The 18,899-nt window shown below is 73.4% G+C and carries 19 protein-coding genes; 11 read left to right on the forward strand and 8 right to left on the reverse strand.

Features of this window, described 5'->3' with window-relative positions; genetic code table 11:
• Positions 1 to 224: 224 nt before the first annotated feature.
• From ACSW7Y_RS08535 to ACSW7Y_RS08550, 4 genes are all read right to left on the reverse strand, one after another.
• A complete protein-coding gene (locus tag ACSW7Y_RS08535; RefSeq protein ID WP_438125870.1) occupies positions 225 to 2,306 on the reverse strand; it encodes an iron ABC transporter permease in 2,082 nt (693 codons plus the stop codon).
• A 2-nt stretch (positions 2,307 to 2,308) separates the two neighbouring features.
• Positions 2,309 to 3,298, reverse strand: a complete 990-nt coding sequence (locus ACSW7Y_RS08540; protein ID WP_438125871.1) for an ABC transporter substrate-binding protein — start codon at positions 3,296 to 3,298, stop codon at positions 2,309 to 2,311.
• 69 nt (positions 3,299 to 3,367) lie between these two features.
• Complete coding sequence (locus tag ACSW7Y_RS08545; RefSeq protein ID WP_438125872.1) at positions 3,368 to 4,258, reverse strand: ABC transporter ATP-binding protein; 891 nt, start codon at positions 4,256 to 4,258, stop codon at positions 3,368 to 3,370.
• Between the two features lie 69 nt (positions 4,259 to 4,327).
• A complete protein-coding gene (locus tag ACSW7Y_RS08550) occupies positions 4,328 to 4,651 on the reverse strand; it encodes a hypothetical protein (protein ID WP_438125873.1) in 324 nt (107 codons plus the stop codon).
• 188 nt (positions 4,652 to 4,839) lie between these two features.
• On the opposite strand from ACSW7Y_RS08550, the gene ACSW7Y_RS08555 reads away from it, so the two are divergent.
• Together ACSW7Y_RS08555 and ACSW7Y_RS08560 are read left to right on the forward strand one after the other, a co-directional pair.
• Positions 4,840 to 5,517 carry a TetR/AcrR family transcriptional regulator gene (locus ACSW7Y_RS08555; protein WP_438125874.1) on the forward strand — a complete coding sequence of 226 codons (678 nt, stop codon included), beginning with the start codon at positions 4,840 to 4,842 and terminating at the stop codon, positions 5,515 to 5,517.
• Between the two features lie 95 nt (positions 5,518 to 5,612).
• Positions 5,613 to 5,807 carry a DUF2795 domain-containing protein gene (locus ACSW7Y_RS08560; protein WP_438125875.1) on the forward strand — a complete coding sequence of 65 codons (195 nt, stop codon included), beginning with the start codon at positions 5,613 to 5,615 and terminating at the stop codon, positions 5,805 to 5,807.
• 42 nt (positions 5,808 to 5,849) lie between these two features.
• Here ACSW7Y_RS08560 and ACSW7Y_RS08565 read toward each other — a convergent pair whose 3' ends face one another.
• On the reverse strand, positions 5,850 to 7,346 hold the full coding sequence (locus tag ACSW7Y_RS08565; RefSeq protein WP_438125876.1) for a threonine/serine ThrE exporter family protein: 1,497 nt from the start codon (positions 7,344 to 7,346) through the stop codon (positions 5,850 to 5,852).
• Positions 7,347 to 7,519: 173 nt separating this feature from the next.
• Positions 7,520 to 7,960 (reverse strand): OsmC family peroxiredoxin, encoded by a 441-nt coding sequence (locus ACSW7Y_RS08570; RefSeq protein ID WP_438125877.1) that lies wholly within the window; start codon positions 7,958 to 7,960, stop codon positions 7,520 to 7,522.
• Between the two features lie 138 nt (positions 7,961 to 8,098).
• Between ACSW7Y_RS08570 and ACSW7Y_RS08575 the strand changes: the two genes are divergently transcribed.
• The 3 genes from ACSW7Y_RS08575 (at position 8,099) to ACSW7Y_RS08585 (ending at position 10,301) form a co-directional block, all read left to right on the forward strand.
• Positions 8,099 to 8,716: a DUF805 domain-containing protein gene (locus tag ACSW7Y_RS08575; protein WP_438125878.1), complete on the forward strand. Its 618-nt coding sequence runs from the start codon at positions 8,099 to 8,101 to the stop codon at positions 8,714 to 8,716.
• Positions 8,717 to 8,818: 102 nt separating this feature from the next.
• Positions 8,819 to 9,868 carry an NAD(P)-dependent alcohol dehydrogenase gene (locus ACSW7Y_RS08580; RefSeq protein WP_438125879.1) on the forward strand — a complete coding sequence of 350 codons (1,050 nt, stop codon included), beginning with the start codon at positions 8,819 to 8,821 and terminating at the stop codon, positions 9,866 to 9,868.
• Between the two features lie 55 nt (positions 9,869 to 9,923).
• Positions 9,924 to 10,301, forward strand: a complete 378-nt coding sequence (locus ACSW7Y_RS08585) for a hypothetical protein (protein WP_438125880.1) — start codon at positions 9,924 to 9,926, stop codon at positions 10,299 to 10,301.
• 65 nt (positions 10,302 to 10,366) lie between these two features.
• On the opposite strand, the gene ACSW7Y_RS08590 is transcribed toward ACSW7Y_RS08585, so the two are convergent.
• Positions 10,367 to 12,223 (reverse strand): gamma-glutamyltransferase family protein, encoded by a 1,857-nt coding sequence (locus ACSW7Y_RS08590; RefSeq protein ID WP_438125881.1) that lies wholly within the window; start codon positions 12,221 to 12,223, stop codon positions 10,367 to 10,369.
• Positions 12,224 to 12,442: 219 nt separating this feature from the next.
• Here ACSW7Y_RS08590 and ACSW7Y_RS08595 point away from each other — a divergent pair, with 219 nt between their 5' ends.
• The 6 genes from ACSW7Y_RS08595 (at position 12,443) to ACSW7Y_RS08620 (ending at position 18,576) form a co-directional block, all read left to right on the forward strand.
• Positions 12,443 to 13,642, forward strand: a complete 1,200-nt coding sequence (locus tag ACSW7Y_RS08595) for a peptidoglycan DD-metalloendopeptidase family protein (RefSeq protein WP_438125882.1) — start codon at positions 12,443 to 12,445, stop codon at positions 13,640 to 13,642.
• 462 nt (positions 13,643 to 14,104) lie between these two features.
• The gene (locus ACSW7Y_RS08600) at positions 14,105 to 14,896 is read left to right on the forward strand and encodes a sulfite exporter TauE/SafE family protein (protein ID WP_438125883.1); all 792 of its coding nucleotides are present in this window, start codon (positions 14,105 to 14,107) and stop codon (positions 14,894 to 14,896) included.
• On the forward strand, positions 14,893 to 15,531 hold the full coding sequence (locus tag ACSW7Y_RS08605) for a DNA alkylation repair protein (protein ID WP_438125884.1): 639 nt from the start codon (positions 14,893 to 14,895) through the stop codon (positions 15,529 to 15,531). Before ACSW7Y_RS08600 ends, ACSW7Y_RS08605 begins: the two co-directional genes overlap by 4 nt.
• Positions 15,532 to 15,625: 94 nt before the next feature.
• On the forward strand, positions 15,626 to 17,125 hold the full coding sequence (locus ACSW7Y_RS08610) for an MFS transporter (RefSeq protein ID WP_438125885.1): 1,500 nt from the start codon (positions 15,626 to 15,628) through the stop codon (positions 17,123 to 17,125).
• The gene (locus tag ACSW7Y_RS08615; RefSeq protein ID WP_438125886.1) at positions 17,115 to 17,669 is read left to right on the forward strand and encodes a TetR/AcrR family transcriptional regulator; all 555 of its coding nucleotides are present in this window, start codon (positions 17,115 to 17,117) and stop codon (positions 17,667 to 17,669) included. Before ACSW7Y_RS08610 ends, ACSW7Y_RS08615 begins: the two co-directional genes overlap by 11 nt.
• Positions 17,670 to 17,673: 4 nt before the next feature.
• Complete coding sequence (locus ACSW7Y_RS08620; RefSeq protein WP_438125887.1) at positions 17,674 to 18,576, forward strand: aminoglycoside phosphotransferase family protein; 903 nt, start codon at positions 17,674 to 17,676, stop codon at positions 18,574 to 18,576.
• 59 nt (positions 18,577 to 18,635) lie between these two features.
• Here ACSW7Y_RS08620 and ACSW7Y_RS08625 read toward each other — a convergent pair.
• Positions 18,636 to 18,899 (reverse strand): TetR family transcriptional regulator C-terminal domain-containing protein (locus ACSW7Y_RS08625; RefSeq protein WP_438125888.1); only part of this gene is annotated, 264 nt, incomplete at its 5' end.

The following is an 18,899-nucleotide window of genomic DNA, read 5'->3' on the forward strand; positions in this document are numbered from 1 at the left end:
CCCCCCCCCCCCCCCCTTTTTCACCCACCCCCCCCCCCCCGACAACTACACAGGCCCCGTTGCGTCGGCCGCTACTTTTGTTTATACGTCACTGGCGTTCGGGGGGGGGGGACCCCCCCCCGTCGCCGGGCGGGTGCCCGCCGCGGTCAGGGCGCCCCACCGGCGGGGCGGGCGGCCGGGGCCGGGGGGCCCCCGCGCCTCCCGTCCGTCCGCGGGGCGCGCCGTCAGTGCGCCGCTCGCGGCGTCCGCAGCAGCAACCACACGAAGTACGGAGTGCCGACCAGCGCCGTGAGGATGCCCGCACCGAGCTGTGCCGGAGCGATGACCGTCCGTCCGAGCAGGTCCCCGAGGCAGACGAGCACCGCGCCGAGCAGGACGGCGACCGGCACGACCCGTGCGTGTGCGCGACCCACCAGCGAGCGGGCGGCGTGCGGAGCGACCAGCCCGACGAAGCCGATCGTCCCCACGGCTGCGATCGCCGTGGCGGTCAGCAGCACGGAGAGCGTCAGGAAGCCGAGGCGGGCCCGGCCGAGTCGGACCCCGAGCAGCCGTGGCGAGTCCTCGTCGAGGGAGACGAGGTCGAGCTCGCGGTGCTTCGGGAGGACGAGCACGAGGGCGACGACCAGCACGACGACGACCGGCACCGAGTCCTGCCACGTCCGGCCGTACGTCGACCCGGACAGCCAGGTCAGCGCCTTGTTCGCGTTGAAGGGGTCGGTGACGACGATGAGCAGGCTGATCAGCGCCGTGAGGCCGGCCGAGACGCCCACCCCGACGAGCACGAGGCGGTTCTGTCGGAAGCCGCCGCGGGCAGCGAGACCGAACACCACGAGCGCAGCCAGCGCGGCACCGGCGAACGCGGCCCCGGCCACGCCCCACGTCGACGCCGCGGGGACCGCCGTCACGACGAGCACGGCACCCAGTCCGGCTCCGCTCGAGACGCCGAGGACCCCGGGGTCGGCGAGCGGGTTGCGGGTGACGCCCTGCACGAGCGTCCCGGCGAGTGCCAGCGCTGCACCCGCGAGGAGCGCGGCGGTGACCCGCGGGACGCGGGTGTCCAGGATGAACGCGATCGCCTGGTTCGCCCGGCCGGTCAGCCAGTTCGTCACGTCACCCAGCAGGAGCTTCGCGTCCCCGAGCAGCACCGATGCGACGACCACGCCGGCGAGCAGGGCCACGAGGGCGACGACCGTCAGGGTGACCGCGAGCCGACCGGGGATGCGCGAGACCTCGAGCGGGGTGGTCTGCCCGGTGTCGCGCATCCGGAGCGCCATCACGACCAGGAACACCGCGCCGACGACGCTCGTGACGACACCCGTGGGGACGGTCACGGCTCGGTCGCCCGACACGACGGCGCGGAGCAGGACGTCCGAGGCGAGGACGATGCCGGCACCGACGAGGCCCGAGACGGTCAGGAGCGCCCACGAGCGGTGCAGGGTCGGGAAGGTCCTCGCGACGGGTCGCACGAGCGCCGGCGCGCACAGGCCGACGAAGCCGATCGGCCCGGCGACCGTGACGGCCGCCGCGGAGAGCAGCACCGCGAGCACGACGGCCACGATCCGGGTGCTCCGGACGGGGACGCCGAGCCCGCGGGCGGCGTCGTCGCCGAGCGCGAGGGCGTCCACCCGGTGCGACAGGACCAGGAACCCGACGACCCCGACGGCCACGACGGGGAGCATCGGCAGGATCGTGTCGTACCCGTTCTGCGCGATGCCGCCCTGGTTCCAGCTGTAGAGCCCCCGGGTCTGCTGCGGGAACAGCAGGACGAGCGCCTGCGTGACGGAGCCCAGGCCGAGGGCGAGCGCCGTCCCGGCCAGGACGAGCCGCAGGGTCCCGCTGCCGAGTCCGGACAGTGCGAGCACCAGGGCGGCGGCCGCGAGCCCCCCGAGGAACGCGATGCCGGACTGCGCGACGACCGGCAGCCCGATGCCCGACACCGAGACGATGCCGAGCGCGAGGTACGCGCCGGCGTTCACGGCGAGGGTGTCCGGCGCGGCGAGCACGTTCCGCGTCACCGCCTGCAGTGCGGCGCCGGCGACACCGAGCGCGAAGCCGACGACCAACCCGGCGACCGCACGGGGGAAGCGGGAGGCGACGACGACCGACGCGTCGGCGCCCGCCGCCCGGCCGGTGAGCGCCTTCCAGACGTCGGCGACCCCGACGTCCGCGGTGCCCTGGGTGGTGTCCACCGCGGCGAGCACCGCGACGAGCACGATCCCGGCGACGAGGAGCAGGACGCCGAGTGCGGGCCGGGCGACGCTCGTGGAGCGCCTCCCGGCCCGCGCCTGCGTGGCGGTGCCGGTCACCGCTACTTCGTGAGCGCGGCGACCGCGGCGTCGACGTAGGCGTCCACCGCGCCGGGCCCGCCGAACATCCAGATGCCGTCGTCGAGACGGTGCACGTGGTCCTGCTCGACGAACGGCAGCGACTTCCACACGGCGTTCGACGCGAGGGTCGTGCCGAAGACGTCGTCCTCGCTCGCCGTCTTGTTGTCGATGTACAGGAACTGCGTGTCCTCGGGGAGCTTCGTCAGCCCCTCCACGTCGGTCGAGCCGAGGCCGTACGCTTCGTCACCCTCGATGCCCGTGCCGGACCAGGCATCGGCGAGCCCGAGCTCGTCGTTGACCTGCCCGATGAGCGAGCCCTTCGTGTACGGACGGATCGTGACCTGGTTCGACAGGACGTACCCGTCCGCGAAGGCCACCTTCGTGCCGGCCTTGCCCGCGTCGGCGATCTCCTGCTTGCCGTCCGCGATCGTGGCCTCGAGGGCCTTCCACACGGTGTCGGCCTTCGCGGTCGTGCCGGTGGCCTCCGCGATGAGGTCGAGGGTGTCCTTGACGGTCTCGAGCTGGGCGCCCGACTTCGCCGAGGCGATGACGATCGTCGGCGCGATCTTGCGGAGCTGCGTGATGACCGAGTCCTTGAGGTCGGTCGTCGCGACGATGAGGTCCGGGGCGATCGAGGCGATCGTGTCCGTGCTCGGCTCACCGCGGGTACCGATGTCCTCCGGATCGCCGGTCAGCGGGACCTTCGCGTCCCACTGGCTGTAGCCCTTCACGTCCGCGACGCCGGCGGGTGCGACCCCGAGGGTCTCGAGGTCCTCGACGACGTTCCACTCGGTCCCGACGACCTTCTTCGCGGGACCGTCGAGCGTCACCTTCGTGCCCTGGGCGTCGGTGACCGTGATCTTCGCGGCGGAGGGGCTGGCGTCGGAGGCCGCCTGCGTCGAGCCGCAGGCGGTGAGGGCCAGCGCGGCTGCTGCGGCGATGGCGGTGGCGGTGAGGAGTCGTCGCTTCATGGCGGCTCGGGGTTCTTCCTGTTCGGTGGGGTGGAGCTGTCGGTCGGGCGCGTGCTGTGCGCCCCGTCGTCAGCGTGCGGGTGCAGGGGTGGTCCGGGAGTGGTGTCGACCGACCGCGCGGGTCCGGAGTGCACCGGTGGAGGGGTCGTGGTCGACGTCGATGCGGATGCCGTACACGTCGGAGAGCCGCTCCGCGTCGAGGACGTCCTCGGGTGCGCCGTCCGCGACGACGACGCCGGCGCGGAGGAGCACCAGCCGATCGGCGACGGCTGCCGCCTGGTCGAGGTCGTGCAGGACGACGCCGACGGCGGTCCCGTGGACGTCTGCGAGGTCGCGGACCAGGTCGAGCAGCTCCACCTGGTAGCGCAGGTCGAGGTAGGTCGTCGGCTCGTCGAGCAGGAGGACGCCGGTCTGCTGTGCGAGGCAGCTCGCGAGCCACACCCGCTGCAGCTGCCCGCCGGACAGCTCGTCGGCCGGCCGCTCGGCGAGGCTCGTCAGTCCGGTCACGTCGAGCGCGTGGGCGACGACGACCTGTCCGTCCGGGTCCTGCCCACCGAAGCGGCCGCGGTGCGGGTGCCGTCCGAAGGTCACCAGGTCGCGGACCCGGAGGCCACCGGGGACCGGCCGGCCCTGGGTGAGCAGGGCGACCTGCCGGGCGAACGCCTTCGGCGTCAGGGCGAGGCCGTCGACGACCTCGCCGTCGACGTGGGCCTCGACGCGTGCCGCCGTCGGCCTGGAGGCGCGGATCGCGGCGTGCGCGTCGGTCGCGCCGCGCAGGTGCACGGTTCCGGTGCGCGTGGGCTGGAGCCGCGCGATGGAGCGCAGGAACGTGGACTTGCCGGACCCGTTCGGACCGACGAGGGCGGTCACCGTCCCGGCGGCGAGCTCGAGTGAGGCGGCGTGGACGACGTCCTCGCCGTGGTAGCCCACGGTGACGTCGCGTGCGTGCAGATCGACCACGCAGGTAAGGGTAGCCTCACCTACTTAGGTTTACCTAACGCCTGGTGGGATCGTCTCGTCGACGCCTGGTCAGCAGGGCGCTCCACAGGTCCGCGCCAACCGCTCGAGGAGCTCACGGGCGGACAGGGCTGCGGCCAGTTCCACCTCGACCGGGTTGATGCCGATCGCCCGCTCGAACGCACGGCGCCGCGCCTGGTCCGCGATCGGGACCTCGGGGCGCTGCGGGAGTTCGGCGATCGCCCGCGCGGCCGCATCGAAGGCGCCGACCGGTCGGCCGAGTTGCTCCCACATGGTCCGGACGTCGCGCGCGACCTGGTCGGCGTCCCCGCCGAACTCGAAGCCGGCGGACGCCATGGTCGCGAGACCGTGCGCGATCGAGTCGTTCGGGGTCATGCCGGCATCGTCACACGATCGGCCGCGAACCGCCTGGACGGGGCGCTTGTCCCCCGGATTGCCGACACCCGGACCGGGGATTCTGGTGTCCCCCGTCATCCACCAGGATGGAGCGTGCACCCGTTCCGGGTGCAGCACGCGCCCCACGAGGGCGCCCCGGACAGGACGTCCGGCGATCGGAGGGCACGATGCTCGAGAACACCAGCGCGGACACGCACGCGGCAGCCGCTGCGGCCGCCACCCTGCACCTGCGGATCACGATCGTCGGTGCGACGGTCGACCTCCTGCGTGACGTGCCCTTCCACGAGGCGCGACCCGAGCAGGTCGCGGAGCGCATGGGGATCACGGTCGCCGAGCTCGAGCTGCACTTCCCGTCGTGGGACGGCCTCGTGCTCGCCGCCGTCGACCGGTGGAACGGTGGCCGCATGGAAGAGGTCACGGCCGAGGTCGGCGACGCCGCGACGGTGGACTTCCTCCGTGCGATCGTCGCGTCGAACGCCGAGGACCCCGCACTCATGCGGCTGCTCGTCGCACTGCTGTCCGTCGCCGGGAACCCGTCGCACCCGATGGCCACGTACCTCCGCTCCCGCTACCAGCTGTTCTTCTCGCAGATCAAGCGCGGCCTCGAGCGCGACATCGCCACGGGGCGGGCGCCGCACACGATGGACCCCCGCCGCGGCGCCGAGCAGCTGATCGCCCTCTACGAGGGGTTGCAGCTCCAGGCGCTCCTGCGCGCCGACATGGACCTCGTGCAGGCGTTCGACCGGGCCGTGGCGCGGCTCGAGGCGGGCTGGATGGAGCGCTACCAGCCGCGGGCGCAGGTGCAGCACGCCACGTGGAGCGACCCCGGCAGCTGGGAGATCTGACCCGTCCCGGCGGGGTTGGCCGCTATGCGCGGTTCCGTGCGGGTGCGGAGACCGGCCGGGGTACTCGGTGGAGGCCCCAACCGGAAGGAGCCGTCGTGGCGAACCCCAACCCGATCGAGATCCAGAAGTACCTGAGCGGTGTCGAGTACCCGGCGTCGAAGGACGACATCGTCGCGACCGCCGAGCGCGAGGGGGCATCGGGCGACGCACTCGAGGCCCTGAAGAACATCCCGGACGGCGACTACGACGCGCCCACCGCCGTGTCGAGTGCCGTCACCGACGCGAGCTGACGGCACCACCGCCGACCAGGTCGACGGTCGGCCGCGCCGGGTTCACCAGCGCGGCCGGCTGCCGTCACCGGGGTCGTAGCCCGAGTCGCGGATCACACGGAGCGCCGTCGTGTCGCTGTGCACCGAGTGCACGACGACCTTCCGCGCTCGCCGCAGGGCCCGACGGGCACCGGGGGTGGCGAAGAGGCCACCGAGCACGAGGCCGGCGCCGATGGCGAGTGCGACGGTGACGGCGGACACGAAGTCCAGTGCCGAGGTGGACGACCCGGACATCACCGCGAGCAGGGCGTTCGACACCGCGACACCGGGGAGCAGGGCGCCGCAGAACGCCGGGACCGCGATCGCTCCCACTGCGGTCCGCATCCGAGCGGCGGCGATCGTCGCGAGCACGCCGAGGAGCACGGACGCGACGAACGTCGCACCGAGCAGCGGCAGCCCGAGCTGGCGCATCGCCCAGAGGGACGCGCCCGCCGTGACGGAGAACACCACGGCCACCGGGATCACCCGTGCGCTCGCCTGCTGCACGAAGCAGTTCGCCGCGGCCGAGACGACCGTGAGCGACAGCGACGCCCACAGCGGCAGCGGGTCGAGCACGATGCCGGACGGGTCGACCTCGAACCGGAGCCAGTGCGTGAGCGCGATGCCCGCCGGGACCCCGACGACGATCGCGGCGATGACGAGCAGGATCGAGAACGCCCGCGCCACCGCCATCGCGCGGAACCCCGAGATCGCGTCCTGCGCCCAGGTCACGAGCGAGACGTGCGGGAGCAGGAGCACCACGAGCGCCGCCACCATGGTCGCCGCGCCGGCCGGTCCGAGGATCCCTGCCGCGATCGCGAGGGTGCCCAGTGCTGACGCCACCGCCCCCTGTGCGCCGGAGACGAAGAACTGCGGGAAGCCCCGGCCGGTCAGCCAGCGGCCGGACACGATGATCCCCATCATGAGGACGAACGCGCCGAGGCCCGCCCGCCACCCGCCGCCGGCCTGCATCGCGATCGAGGTGCCGAGGACCGCGAGTCCGACGTCGGCGAGCCAGAGCGGCCACCGGGGTGGCATCCGGAGCACGGCGACGAGGGCGCTCACGGCCGAGGTCATGTCCCGCGAACCGTGCACGAGGTCGTCCACGATCTGGTTCGCCCACGCGAGGCGCCCGAGGTCCGAGCCGTCGATCGTCACGGTGCGGAACTTCACGAGGGCCGGGCCGTCGGTCGGCGCGTACTGGATCGTCACCGAACTCCCGGTGAGGTCGAGATCGAGCGGCGCGAGGTTCCACTTCGTCGACACCGCGACCACGGCCGTCTCCACGCTCCGGGTGTCGGCACCGGAGGCGAGCATCACCTCGGCGAGGTCGAGGCAGAAGTCGACGATCTGCACGGGCGAGTACTGCTCGCGCGGCCGCACGTCCGGGGTGACGTCCTCGTAGATCGTCCCGCGGAGTCGGGCACGCGCATCGCGGAGGTCGTGCTGCGCGACCTTGCGGACGCGGGGCCGCGGTGGGCGACCGGACTTCGGCACGCCGGGGAGGGACTGCTCGGCCATCCCGCCATGGTGCCAGGCGCGCTCTGCCGAGTCCGGACGAGCGCTGAACGCGTGCCGGCCGTCGGCTGGGCGGGTCGGCGCGGTCGGGGCACGCCGAGGACGGACGGGAGGCACGGTGCCAGCCGGCACCGTGCCTCCCGTCCGCTCGTGGTCGCGTCAGCGACCGGCGGTCGTCACTGCTCGAACGTCGCGTGGAGCTCGATGTCGACGCCGGTGAGGGCCTTCGAGACCGGACACGTCGCCTTGGCCTCGTCCGCCGCCTCGAGGAAGGCTGCTTCGTCGATGCCGGAGACCTCGCCGCTGACGGTGAGGACGATGCCGGTGAGCTTGAAGCCGCCCGCGGAGTCCGGACCGAGCGAGACGTCGGCCTTGACGTCGAGGGCCTCGACGGTGCCGCCGGCCTCACCGAGGATCGCCGAGAACTGCATGGCGTAGCAGGAGGAGTGTGCGGCGGCGATGAGCTCCTCGGGGCTCGTGGTGCCCCCGGCCTCGTCCGCGGCGCGCTTCGGGAAGGACACGTCGTAGGTGCCGACCTTCGAGCTCGAGAGTTCGACCTGACCGGAGCCGTCGTTGAGGCCGCCGTTCCAGGCGGTGCGTGCGGTGCGCGTGGGCATTCCCGCTCCTTTCGTGTGGGGTCGGCCCCGTGCGGAGCCGTCGGCTCCGACCCGGAGCCAAGGCCGAGTCAATCGGAGAACGCGCGTTCTCGCAACCCGCTCACGGGGAAGACGCAGGTCTGCCCTACGATCGGGCGCATGGGGGACAGCACGTCGTTCCGGTCGCGCGTGACCGAGCAGGGGCCGGTCGACGTGTCCCGACGACCGGACGTCGCCTGGGTGCGCTTCTGGACGCAGGGCTGGCGGTTCCACGGCCGCGCCAGCCGGACCGAGTTCTTCTGGGTGATCGCCCTGCAGGCCGTGGTGGTGCTCGCGGTCTGGTGGCTCGTGCAGCACCTCGGCATGACCGCGCGCTGGACGGTCTACGCCGACCCGTTCGGCATCGTGCCCTCGCCGCAGGTCGGGTTCCACCTCTTCGAGGTCCACCAGGGCCGGTACTCCGCCGCGTGGTGGGGGTACGGGTCCGGCCGAGACGCCTGGCCGGACAGCTGGGACGTCGCGATCATCGTCGGCCTCCTCGTGACCGCGATCCCGCGGTGGTCGTTGCTCGTCCGTCGGCTGCACGACCGTGACCACACCGGGATGTGGATCCTGCTCCTCGTCTTCACCGGACCGATCGGGTGGTTGGTCGTCACCGGCATGGTGGTCAGTCGTCCCCGTGTGCGTGGTGCGCGGTTCGACCGTGGGGTGCTCGCCGGGCGTCGCGAGCCCGAGTCGGATTCCGGGTCCGGCCCGGCACTTGCACAACAGGTGTAGTTTTGACGTGGATCGGCCCGATCCGATCGCGACGCCGCACCCCCTGACGCCCGACGAGTCGAGTCGACGCCCACCGGTCACCCGTCAGAAGGAGCAGCAGCCATGCGTGCCGTCGTGTTCGAGCAGTACCAGACCTTCCCGTCCCTCACGGACGTGCCGAAGCCCACGCCCGGGCCCGGGGAGGTGCTGCTCAAGGTCGCCGGCGCCGGTGCGTGCCACTCCGACGTCGCCGTCTACCGCGAGTTCCGCGAGGGCCAGCCGGGGGCACAGGCACCCGCGTTCGTCCTCGGGCACGAGAACTCCGGCTGGGTCGAGTCGGTCGGCGACGGCGTGACCGGGTTCACCCCGGGCGACGCGTACCTGGTCTACGGCCCCGTCGGGTGCGGGCACTGCTCGTACTGCTCCAAGGGGCAGGACACCTACTGCGAGAACGCCGCCACGAGCCCGTACGCGGGCATCGGCCTCGGCCGGGACGGCGGCATGGCCGAGTACGTCGTCGTGCCCGCACGGAACCTCGTCCCGCTCGGCGACGCCGACCCGGTCGCCGCGGCACCGCTCAGCGACGCAGCGTTGACGCCGTACCACGCGATCAAGGCCTCGCTGCCGAACCTCGCGGGCGGTGGGAAGTACGCGCTCGTCGTCGGGCTCGGCGGTCTCGGGCAGATCGCCGTGCAGATCCTCACCGCACTCACCGGTGCGACCGTCATCGCGACGGACATGAAGCAGGACGCGATGGACCGCGCGGCGGCCCGCGGCGCGATCACGGTCCCCGGCGGCCCGGACCAGTTCGCGGCCATCCGGGAGATCACCGGCGGGCGCGGCGTCGACGCGGCCTTCGACTTCGTCGGCGCGACCCCGACGGTGAAGACCGCGCAGGCGTCGATGGCGATCGGTGGCCGGCTCACCGTCGTCGGCATCGCAGGCGGCACCACGGAGTGGAACTTCTTCTCGACGCCCTACGAGTCGACGATCACGAACACCTACTGGGGCACCATCGAGGACCTGCACGAGGTCGTCGCGATGTACCGGGCGGGTCAGATCGAGCCCGACGTCGAGCGGTACGCGCTCGAGGACGCCCTCGAGGCGTACCGGAAGCTCGAGGCCGGGGAACTCTCCGGTCGCGCGGTCGTCGTGCCGACCATGTCGCGTTGACGACGATCCGGTAACGCCACTCGCACCTCGGGCCCACCGGGTCTAGCGTGGCGGCGTGGGGCAGTCGCTGCTCCGCAGTGGGGAGCAGACCATGACGACGAACCCGGAGTACACCGAAGCGGTCCGACCGCGGAGCTCGGGAAACGGCACCACCGACGGCGGCATGACCATGGGGATCCCGTACGCCGCGCCGGAACGCGGGCGGGTCGGCGGCGAGGCCGAACCGGTCTCGCGCGCGGGCCTCGTCTGGCGGGTCGTCGCGTCGCTCGTCCTCGCTGCGGTCGGCATCAACGCACTCGTGGTCGTCGGCCGGATCCTGGCGGGACCGGCGGACGTCTGGGTCGGGGCGATCGGCATGGCGCTCGTCGCCGTGCTCGCGCTCGCCTACCCGGTCGTCAACGTGGTGCGCTGGGTGCGCGCCTCCCGGCGGTAGACCCGACGGACGACCGACGGGAGGCGCGGCGCCACCTGGCACCGCGCCTCCCGTCCGTCCTCGCGTCAGCGGGCGATCGCGTACCCCTGCGCACCGCGCGAGTTCGCCGCGGCACCGACCACCCCGGTGCCCGGGTTCCGGGTGACGCAGGACAAGCGGCCCAGGGACCAGTCGCCCGCGCGCGTCACGACGTGTCCGCGCGCCTCCAGCGCGGCGATGACCTCGTCCCCCAACCGGTCCTCGACGACCAGACCGGCCGGCTCCCACGTGCGCGGCCAGAACGACCCCGGGAACGACGTGGTGTGCAGCGCGGGGGCGTCGATCGCCTGCTGCGGTGAGTAGCCGCCGACGATCCAGCGGAGCAGGAAGAGCAGCTGCCACTGGTCCTGCTGGTCGCCGCCCGGGGAGCCGAGCGCCAGGACCGGTCGGCCGTCGCGGAGCACGAGCGTCGGCGTGAGCGTGGTGCGCGGGCGCTCGCCGGGCGTCAGGGTCGACGACGTCCCCTCCTCGAGCCAGGTCATCTGCAGGCGGGTGCCGAGGCAGAACCCGAGCTCAGGGATCGTCGGCGAGGACTGGAGCCATCCGCCGGAGGGCGTCGCGCTGACGATGTTGCCCCACCGGTCGACCACGTCGATGTGCACGGTGTCGCCACGGGTCTCCCCGGTCGGCGCGACGAAGGGCTCCCCCCGGTCCTCCACCGGTGCCGCCAGCTCCGCGTCGCGCTCGACCCGCACGGTCGGTTCCCCCACCGTGCCGTCGGCCTCGGCGTCGTACACGGTGCGGAGCGGTGGGGTGACGTGCTCGTACCCGGGGACCGAACCCGGTCGGAGCTCGCCCGAGGCCCGGGTGCCGATCAGCGCGCGACGGCCGTCGGTGTAGTCGTCGGACAGCAGCGCCTCGAGCGGGACCTCGCCGTCGCCGTAGAACAGCTCGCGGTCGGCGAGGGCGAGCTTCTGCGCCTCGACGACCGTGTGCGCACCGGCCTCGGTCGACGGGTCGAGCAGGGCGTCGTCGAGGGGCTCGAGGAGGCGCAGCGTCTCGAGGAGCGCCGGGCCCTGCCCCCACGGCCCGGTCTTCGCGATCGTGCACCCGCGGAACTCCGCCGTCGTGGCCGGTTCGTACGTCGCGCGGAACGCCTGCAGGTCGGACGCGCGGATGACCCCGGCGTGATCGCTGCCCGAGGAGTGCCGGTGCGGCTCACGGACGAAGCGGTCGACGGCCTGCGCGACCGTCCCCTCCGCCCACTCGGTGCGGGCAGCGTCGATCCGGGCGGTCCGGCCGGCGTGCTCGCCGCCCGCGGTGGCGAGCCGCTCGAACACCGAGGCGAGTGCCTCGTTGCGCACGAGGTCCCCGGGGGCCGGCACCGCGCCTCCCGGCAGCCACCGCGCAGCGGAGGTGGGCCAGTGGTCACGGAAGAGGTCCTGGACCGCCGTGATGGTCCGCACAACCGCCGGCGCGACCGGGTGGCCGTCCCGCGCGTAGCCGATGGCCGGCGCGAGCACGTCGGCGAGGTCCCACGTGCCGTGGTCGCGCAGCAGGAGCAGCCAGGCGTCCACCGCACCCGGCACCGCGGCGGCGAGGGCACCGGCGCCGGGGACGAGGTCGAGTCCCTCCGCGAGGAAGTGCTCGCGGGTCGCACCTGCCGGAGCCGGGCCCTGCCCGCAGAGGACGACCGGCGTCGGGTCCTCGGCCGTGGCGAAGACCGCGGTGAGGTCGCCGCCCGGTCCGTTGAGGTGCGGCTCCACGACCTGCAGCACGAACGCGCCGGCCGCCGCGGCGTCGAACGCGTTGCCGCCGCGCTCCAACACCGACTGGGCGACCGCGGTGGCGGTCCAGTGCGTGGACGCGACCGCTCCGAACGTGCCGGCGAGGTCGGGCCGGGTCGGGGTGGTCGTGGGCGGGGTGAAGGCGGGGTTCGGCATGCCTCGATCCTGCCCCTGTCGCGATGCGCAGACGCTCCTGCCGGGATGCACTTGCCCCCGGAACTGGGGTTGTCCGGTCACGGTCGTGGGCTTGTGGACTCGTCACGAAAAGGTGACCATCGTTCGTCGGCACCCGCCACCGAGGGTGTCCGAGGGCGGCGCAGGGGCGCGGCCACTCACCGACCGCTCTCCCTGGGGCGGTCCCGGATCAGGGGAACCATGCGCACCACCACCTCCGTGGCCAGGCCACGTCCGCTCCGCCGTCGCCTCGTCGCGACCCTCGCCCTCGCCGCGACCCTCGCCGGTGGACTCGTCGGCACCGGGATCGTCGGCGCCGTCGCTCCCGCGTCCGCCGCGCCCGCGGTCTACGTCGGCACGGTCCCGGCCGGCGCGACGCTGATGCCCGGTGACTCGGTGACCTCGAACAACGGGCAGTTCCGGCTCGTCATGCAGGGCGACGGCAACCTGGTCGAGTACGGCATCGGGCAGCGCGTGCTCTGGGCGTCGGGCACCACGGGCAAGCCCGGGGCGTTCGCGCAGATCCGGACCAACGGCACCCTCGCGATCGTGTACAACAACGTCCGGATCGCGCTCTGGGGCGGGGCCGGGCAGGTCGGCCGGAACTTCGGCGTCCGCCCCGACGGCAGCATGCGCATGATCAACACCGCCAACCGCACGGTGGTCGAGTTCCCGAACTTCCAGGACCGCATCGGCGCGGGCGATGTGATCCTTCCCGGCACCACGCTCCGCTCCGACACCTCGTCGGCACGGATCCTCACCATGCGCTCCGACGGCGTCCTCGTGCAGACGGTCAACGGCAAGCAGGTCTGGGCGTCGCCCACCGGCGGCAACCCCAACGCCTACGCGGCGGTGCAGGCCGACGGCAACTTCGTCATCTACACGCCGGCGCGCAAGGCGCTCTGGGCGAGCCGCACCCCGGGCGGCCCCGGGCAGCTCCTCGTGCAGCTCGACGGCAACGTGGTCCTCTACGGCAAGAGCGACACCCGGACGTGGTCGACCCGTCCGGTCACCGGGCTGCTCTGGCCCGTCGCCAGCACGAAGATCTCCGGCAAGTACGGTGACGACCGCGGCGCCGGGCACGTCCCGCGCTACCACCAGGGCACCGACGCGGCGGTCGGCACCGGCACGGCCGTGTACGCCTCCGGCTCGGGCAAGGTGACGAGCACGGTCGCGAACAACGCCTCGTACGGCAACTACGTCGTCGTGACCTACGGCGTGACGACCGTGCTCACGGCGCACCTCAGCAAGATCGAGGTGAAGACCGGGCAGATCGTCTCCAAGGGGTCGGAGATCGCGAAGTCCGGCAACACCGGCCAGTCGACGGGTCCCCACGTGCACGTCGAGGTGCGGCAGGGCGGGAAGCTCGTCGATCCGCTGACGGTGCTGCACTTCCGCTGACGCCGTCGGTCTGGATCCCTGCGGTCACTCCAGAGAACGGCTCGCACGCGTGCTGCGTGCGGGCCGCCGTCTCAGTCCCTCCGCCAGACGTCGAGCAGGAGCCTGGCGACGGCCACGAGCAAGCTCGCGACCGGCAACCAGGACACCCGACGTCTGGGCTCGGACCCGTTGTCCTTCGACATCGAGACCACCTCCGTGTGTCAGCGCCGGCGGACACGAGGAGCGGGGGTGCCGAGGGTGCGTCCGTGACCGGGGTCACGTATGCTGGTTCCGAGCGTTTCGCTCGGGACATCGCGCGTCCCTCTGCACTCCACTCGGAGAGCAACTCGAAGCCCATCACCGTTTGCCCCGGTGGTGGGCTTCAACCTCGCGGGGCGGTCGTCCGGCGACCGCCGCCCCGCGAGCCAGCCCACGGCGGACTGATACTGCAGTTCCACGCGGCGCGCGCCGTAGGCTGGGACGATGCTCCGGAACCTCGCCCTCGTCGCGATCGGCGTCGTCGCCGGGGTCCTCTCCGGGTTGTTCGGCGTCGGTGGTGGCGTGGTCGTCGTACCCGCCCTCATGGCGTTCGCCGGCATGGACCAGCGACGCGCCTCCGCCACCTCGCTCGTGGCGATCGCCCCCGCGGCCGTCGTCGGCGCGGTCACCTACGCCGTGCAGGGTGAGGTGCACTGGCTCGCGGCACTCACGCTGGCGATCGGCAGCGTGGTCGGGGCGCCGATCGGGGCGCGCCTGCTCCGCACGATCCCGCTCCGTGCGCTCCCGTGGATCTTCGTGTGCTTCATCGTCGTCGTGCTCGTGTCGCTGTTCACCACGGTGCCGACCCGCGGTGGGGACGTGCACCTCGGCGTCGTGGAGGCCCTGGTCCTGCTCGGGCTCGGGCTCCTGTCGGGCGTGCTGTCCGGGCTCGTCGGGGTCGGCGGCGGGGTCGTCATCGTGCCGGGGCTCGAGGTCACGCTCGGTGCCGGTGACCTGCTGGCGAAGGGCACGTCGTTGCTGACGATGGTCCCGACGTCGGTGTCCGGCACGGTCGCGAACCTGCGTCGGCGTGCGGTGGACGTGCGGGTCGGGCTGACGGTCGGGATCACGGCCGCGGTCTGCTCGCCGGCGGGGGCCTGGCTCGCCCGGCTGGTGGACCCGCAGGTCGGCACGTGGCTGTTCGCGGCCTTCCTGGTGGTCGTCGCGGTCATCGTGTTGCGGCGCGGTCGCCGGAGCCGACAACCGGTCGAGGCGACGGACGGGGAGGTCGCGTGACGGGCCCCCGGTCCGGTGGGTCGGCGGAGGACGTCCTCGCTGCCCTCGCGCGCACGACCGGCGACGTCGCGGCGGCGCGACGCGTCGCCCGACGGTTCGCCGCCATCGACGAGGGCGAGCGCTCGGCGCTCCTCTGGAGCGAGGACGCGGGGGCACGGCTGGTCGCGGTGCTGCTGCTCGTGCAGGCGATGCGGGAGCGCGCCGATCCGGAACTGACCGACGAGTACCTCGCCGCCGCGAAGGCGGAGCGGTTCGACGACGTCGTGCTCGTCGACCTCGCAGCCGAGGAACTCGTCGGCGCGCCACTCGTCGCGAGCGGTTCGACGGGGTCGCTCTACGCGCTCGCGAAGTCCGACGTGGCGATGGTGCGCCGCATCGCGGTGGTCGCGACGCTGGCGTTCGTGAAACAGGGGGACGCGGACGTCGCGCTCGGGATCGTGGGGCGGCTCGTCCGGGAGCGCGGCGAGACCGTGCAGACCGCGGTCGCCTGGGTGCTGCGGGAGGTCGGCAAGCGCGCGTCCGAACCGGCGCTCGTGGCGTTCCTCGAGCGGCAGGGGCGCTGGCTCTCGCCCGCGGCGCGTGCGACCGCGACGGAGCACCTGCCGCCGACGGAACGGGACCGCTTGCGAGGGTGACGGCCGGGAGGCACGGCTCGCCTCGATCTCGGGAGTCCTGTGCACCGACTGTGCAGTCGGTACTGCCGACCATTTGGTCGGTTAGTGTTGCGGTGTGACAGCGACCTCCTCCGTGCCCACCGTCCGAGCCACGCCGCGCGAGTGGGCGGCACTCGGCGTCCTGACCCTCGCCGTCGTGCTCCTCGCGATCGACGGGACGGTCCTCGCGCTCGCGGTGCCGTCGCTGACCGCCGACCTCGGGCCGACCGCCACGCAGCTGCTCTGGATCGGCGACGTCTACTCGTTCGCGCTGGCGGGGCTGCTGGTCACGATGGGCAACGTCGCCGACCGGATCGGTCGGAAGCGGTTGCTGCTCATCGGGTCGGTCGCGTTCGGCCTCGCGTCGGCCGGGGCCGCGTTCGCGCAGTCGCCCGAGGTGCTCATCGCGGCGCGTGCGCTGCTCGGCATCGCGGGCGCGACGCTCATGCCGTCGACGCTGTCCCTGGTCCGGACGATCTTCCGCGACGCCCGGCAGCGCACGACCGCGATCGCCGTCTGGTCGGCCGGTGCGACGGGCGGCGCCGCCGCGGGGCCGCTCGTCGGCGGCGCACTCCTCGAGCACTTCTGGTGGGGTTCGGTGTTCCTCATCAACCTGCCCGTCATCGTCGTGATCGTGGTCGCGGGGGCCGTGCTGCTCCCGGAGTCCCGGGGGAGCGCCCGCAACCCGATCGACCTGCTCTCCGCCGCGCTGTCGGTGCTCGCGATCGTGCCGCTCGTGTACGCGGTGAAGCACCTCGCCGGGCACGGCCTCGACTGGACGGTCGGTGCCGGGGTGGTGGTCGGTGTGCTCGCCGGTTGGTGTTTCGTGCGCCGGCAGCGACGGCTCGTGACGCCGCTCATCGATCTGCAGCTGTTCCGCATCCCGGCGTTCAGCGGAGCCGTCGTGGCGAACTCGCTGTCGGTCTTCGCGCTCAGCGGCCTGCTGTTCTTCTTCTCGCAGTACCTGCAGCTGGTCCGGGGCTTCACCCCGCTGCTCGCCGGGGCGGCGGAGCTCCCCGCGACGCTCGCGTCCATCGCGGTGATCGCGGTGGTCGGGCTGCTCGCGCGGCGGGTCGGCCCCGGGCGGTCGATCGGGCTCGGGCTCGCCGTGGCGGCGCTCGGCATGGCCGGACTGGCGTTCGCCGAGGGGCTCCCGACCTACGTCGGGATCGCGGTCGCCCTCGCGGTCGTCGGGCTCGGTGTCGGGGTGTCGATGACGCTCGCGACCGACGCCGTCGTCGCATCAGCGCCCCGCGAGCGCGCCGGTGCGGCGAGCGCGATCTCCGAGACCGGGTACGAACTCGGCGTCGCGCTGGGCATCGCGGTGCTCGGCTCGCTGCAGACCGCCTTCTACCGCGGCGCGCTCGACCCGGACGCGCCGTCGGCGGTCCGGGAGTCCCTCGCGAGCGCTGCGCAGGCCCTCGACCCCTCGTCACCGCTCCTCGTGCATGCCCGTGAGGCCTTCACCGGCGGGATGCAGCTCGCATCGGTGTGCGCGGCGGTGATGCTCGTGGTCGCCGCCGTCATCGCGCTCCGGGTGATCCCGAACCGGCAGGATGGACCGCATGAGCACTGACCGCGATCGCGAGCGCACCCGAGCGGCCGTCCTGGAATCGGCCGAGCGGCTGCTCACCGAACGCGGAACGCGCGTGAGCGTCGCCGAGGTCGCCGCTGACGCGGGGGTGTCGAAGAGCGGCCTGCTCCACCACTTCCCGTCGAAGGACGCGTTGCTCCTCGCGGTCGCCGAGCACGGACTCGCGACGTTCAAGGCAGAGGTGCTCCGGCACGTCGACCTCGCCGAGAACCGGCCGGGCAAGGTGCTCCGCGCCTACGTCCGGACGCTGTGCGGCGGCAGTCCCCGGGCCATGGCGGTGTTCTCGCCCTCGACGCTCTGGACCGGGCTCACCGCGGTGCCCGGGATTGGGCCGATCACGGCGGCGGACGCCGAGGACTGGCGTGGGACCTTCGCGCGTGACGGGCTGCCCGAGGCTCGTTCGCTCGTCGTCCGGCACGCGGCCGAGGGGCTCGCGGCGGCCGCGGGGATGCCGCCCTACCTCGACGAGCGCGAGCTCGCCGTTGCGCGGGACGCGCTGCTCGCCCTGGCGGAACCGGAAGTGTGACGCGATGCCCACCGACGCGCCCCGCATCGACGCCGACCTCGTCCGACGGCTCGTGGCGACGCAGTTCCCGGCGTGGGCGGACCTGCCCGTTCGTGAGGTCGCGCACCAGGGCTGGGACAACCGGACCTTCCGGCTCGGCGACGACCTGAGCGTCCGGCTCCCGAGCGCCGCCGGGTACGTGCCCGCGGTCGAGAAGGAGCAGCGGGTCCTGCCGTACCTCGCCGCACGCCTCGACGTCCCCGTGCCGGAGCCCGTGGCGCTCGGTTCACCCGACCCCGACTACCCGTTCCCGTGGTCGGTGCGACGGTGGTTGCCGGGCTCCGTGCTCGTCGACGTGCCGGGCCCGGACCGAGCGCAGATCGCCGGCGACGTCGCCGCCGTGCTCGTGCAGTTGCGTGGCATCCCCGCAGGACCGGGGCCCGCGGCCGGTGCGCACTCGTTCCACCGCGGTGCACACCCGTCGCACTACGCCGCCGAGGTGGTCGCCGCGCTCGACACGCTCGGGTCCACGGTCGACCGCGCCGCGTGCGAGGCGGTCTGGGACGCGGCAGCCCGTTCGACCTGGAGCGGCCCGCCCGTGTGGTTCCACGGCGACGTCGCTCCCGGGAACCTCCTCGTGGACGACGCCGGCCGACTCGGCGCCGTGATCGACTTCGGGACGTGTGGCGTGGGTGACCCGGCGTGCGACCTCGTGCTGGCCTGGACGTCCCTCGACCACGACGCCCGACGGGTGTTCCACGACGCGGTCGGCCTCGACGCGGACACGTGGGGGCGGGCCCGGGCGTGGGCGCTGTGGAAGTCCCTCATCATGCTCGCCGGGAGCGCCGGGCCGGGTGACGCAGCCGAGCACCGTGCGGTCCTCGATGCCGTGCTCGCCGACCCGGTCACGACGCCGGGCGCGGTCTGACCGGGCCGGTCGGTGCGCCGGATCGCGCTCCGCGTCAGTGCGCGGGATCGGGCTCCGCGTCAGTGCGCCGGGTCGGGCTCCGGAGCGAGCGCCGCGCGCAGCACGACGTCGAGCGCCGCGGTCTGCCGCGCGGGCGTCCAGTGGTCCGGGTCGCCGGCCGCGAGCGCGGTGACGCCCTCCACGGTCGCGCCGAGTGACGCCGCCCGCGCCGTGCACGTGGCCGCGGGCAGGTTCGTCGCGGTGCCGATCAACCGTGCGAGCCGCTCGGCGAACGCGCGGGCGTTCGTGGCGTGCCGCTCGGCGAGGACCGGGTCGCTCAGCGC

The sequence above is a fragment of the Curtobacterium flaccumfaciens genome, assembly GCF_051548005.1.
In the GTDB taxonomy this organism is placed as follows: Bacteria; Actinomycetota; Actinomycetes; order Actinomycetales; family Microbacteriaceae; genus Curtobacterium.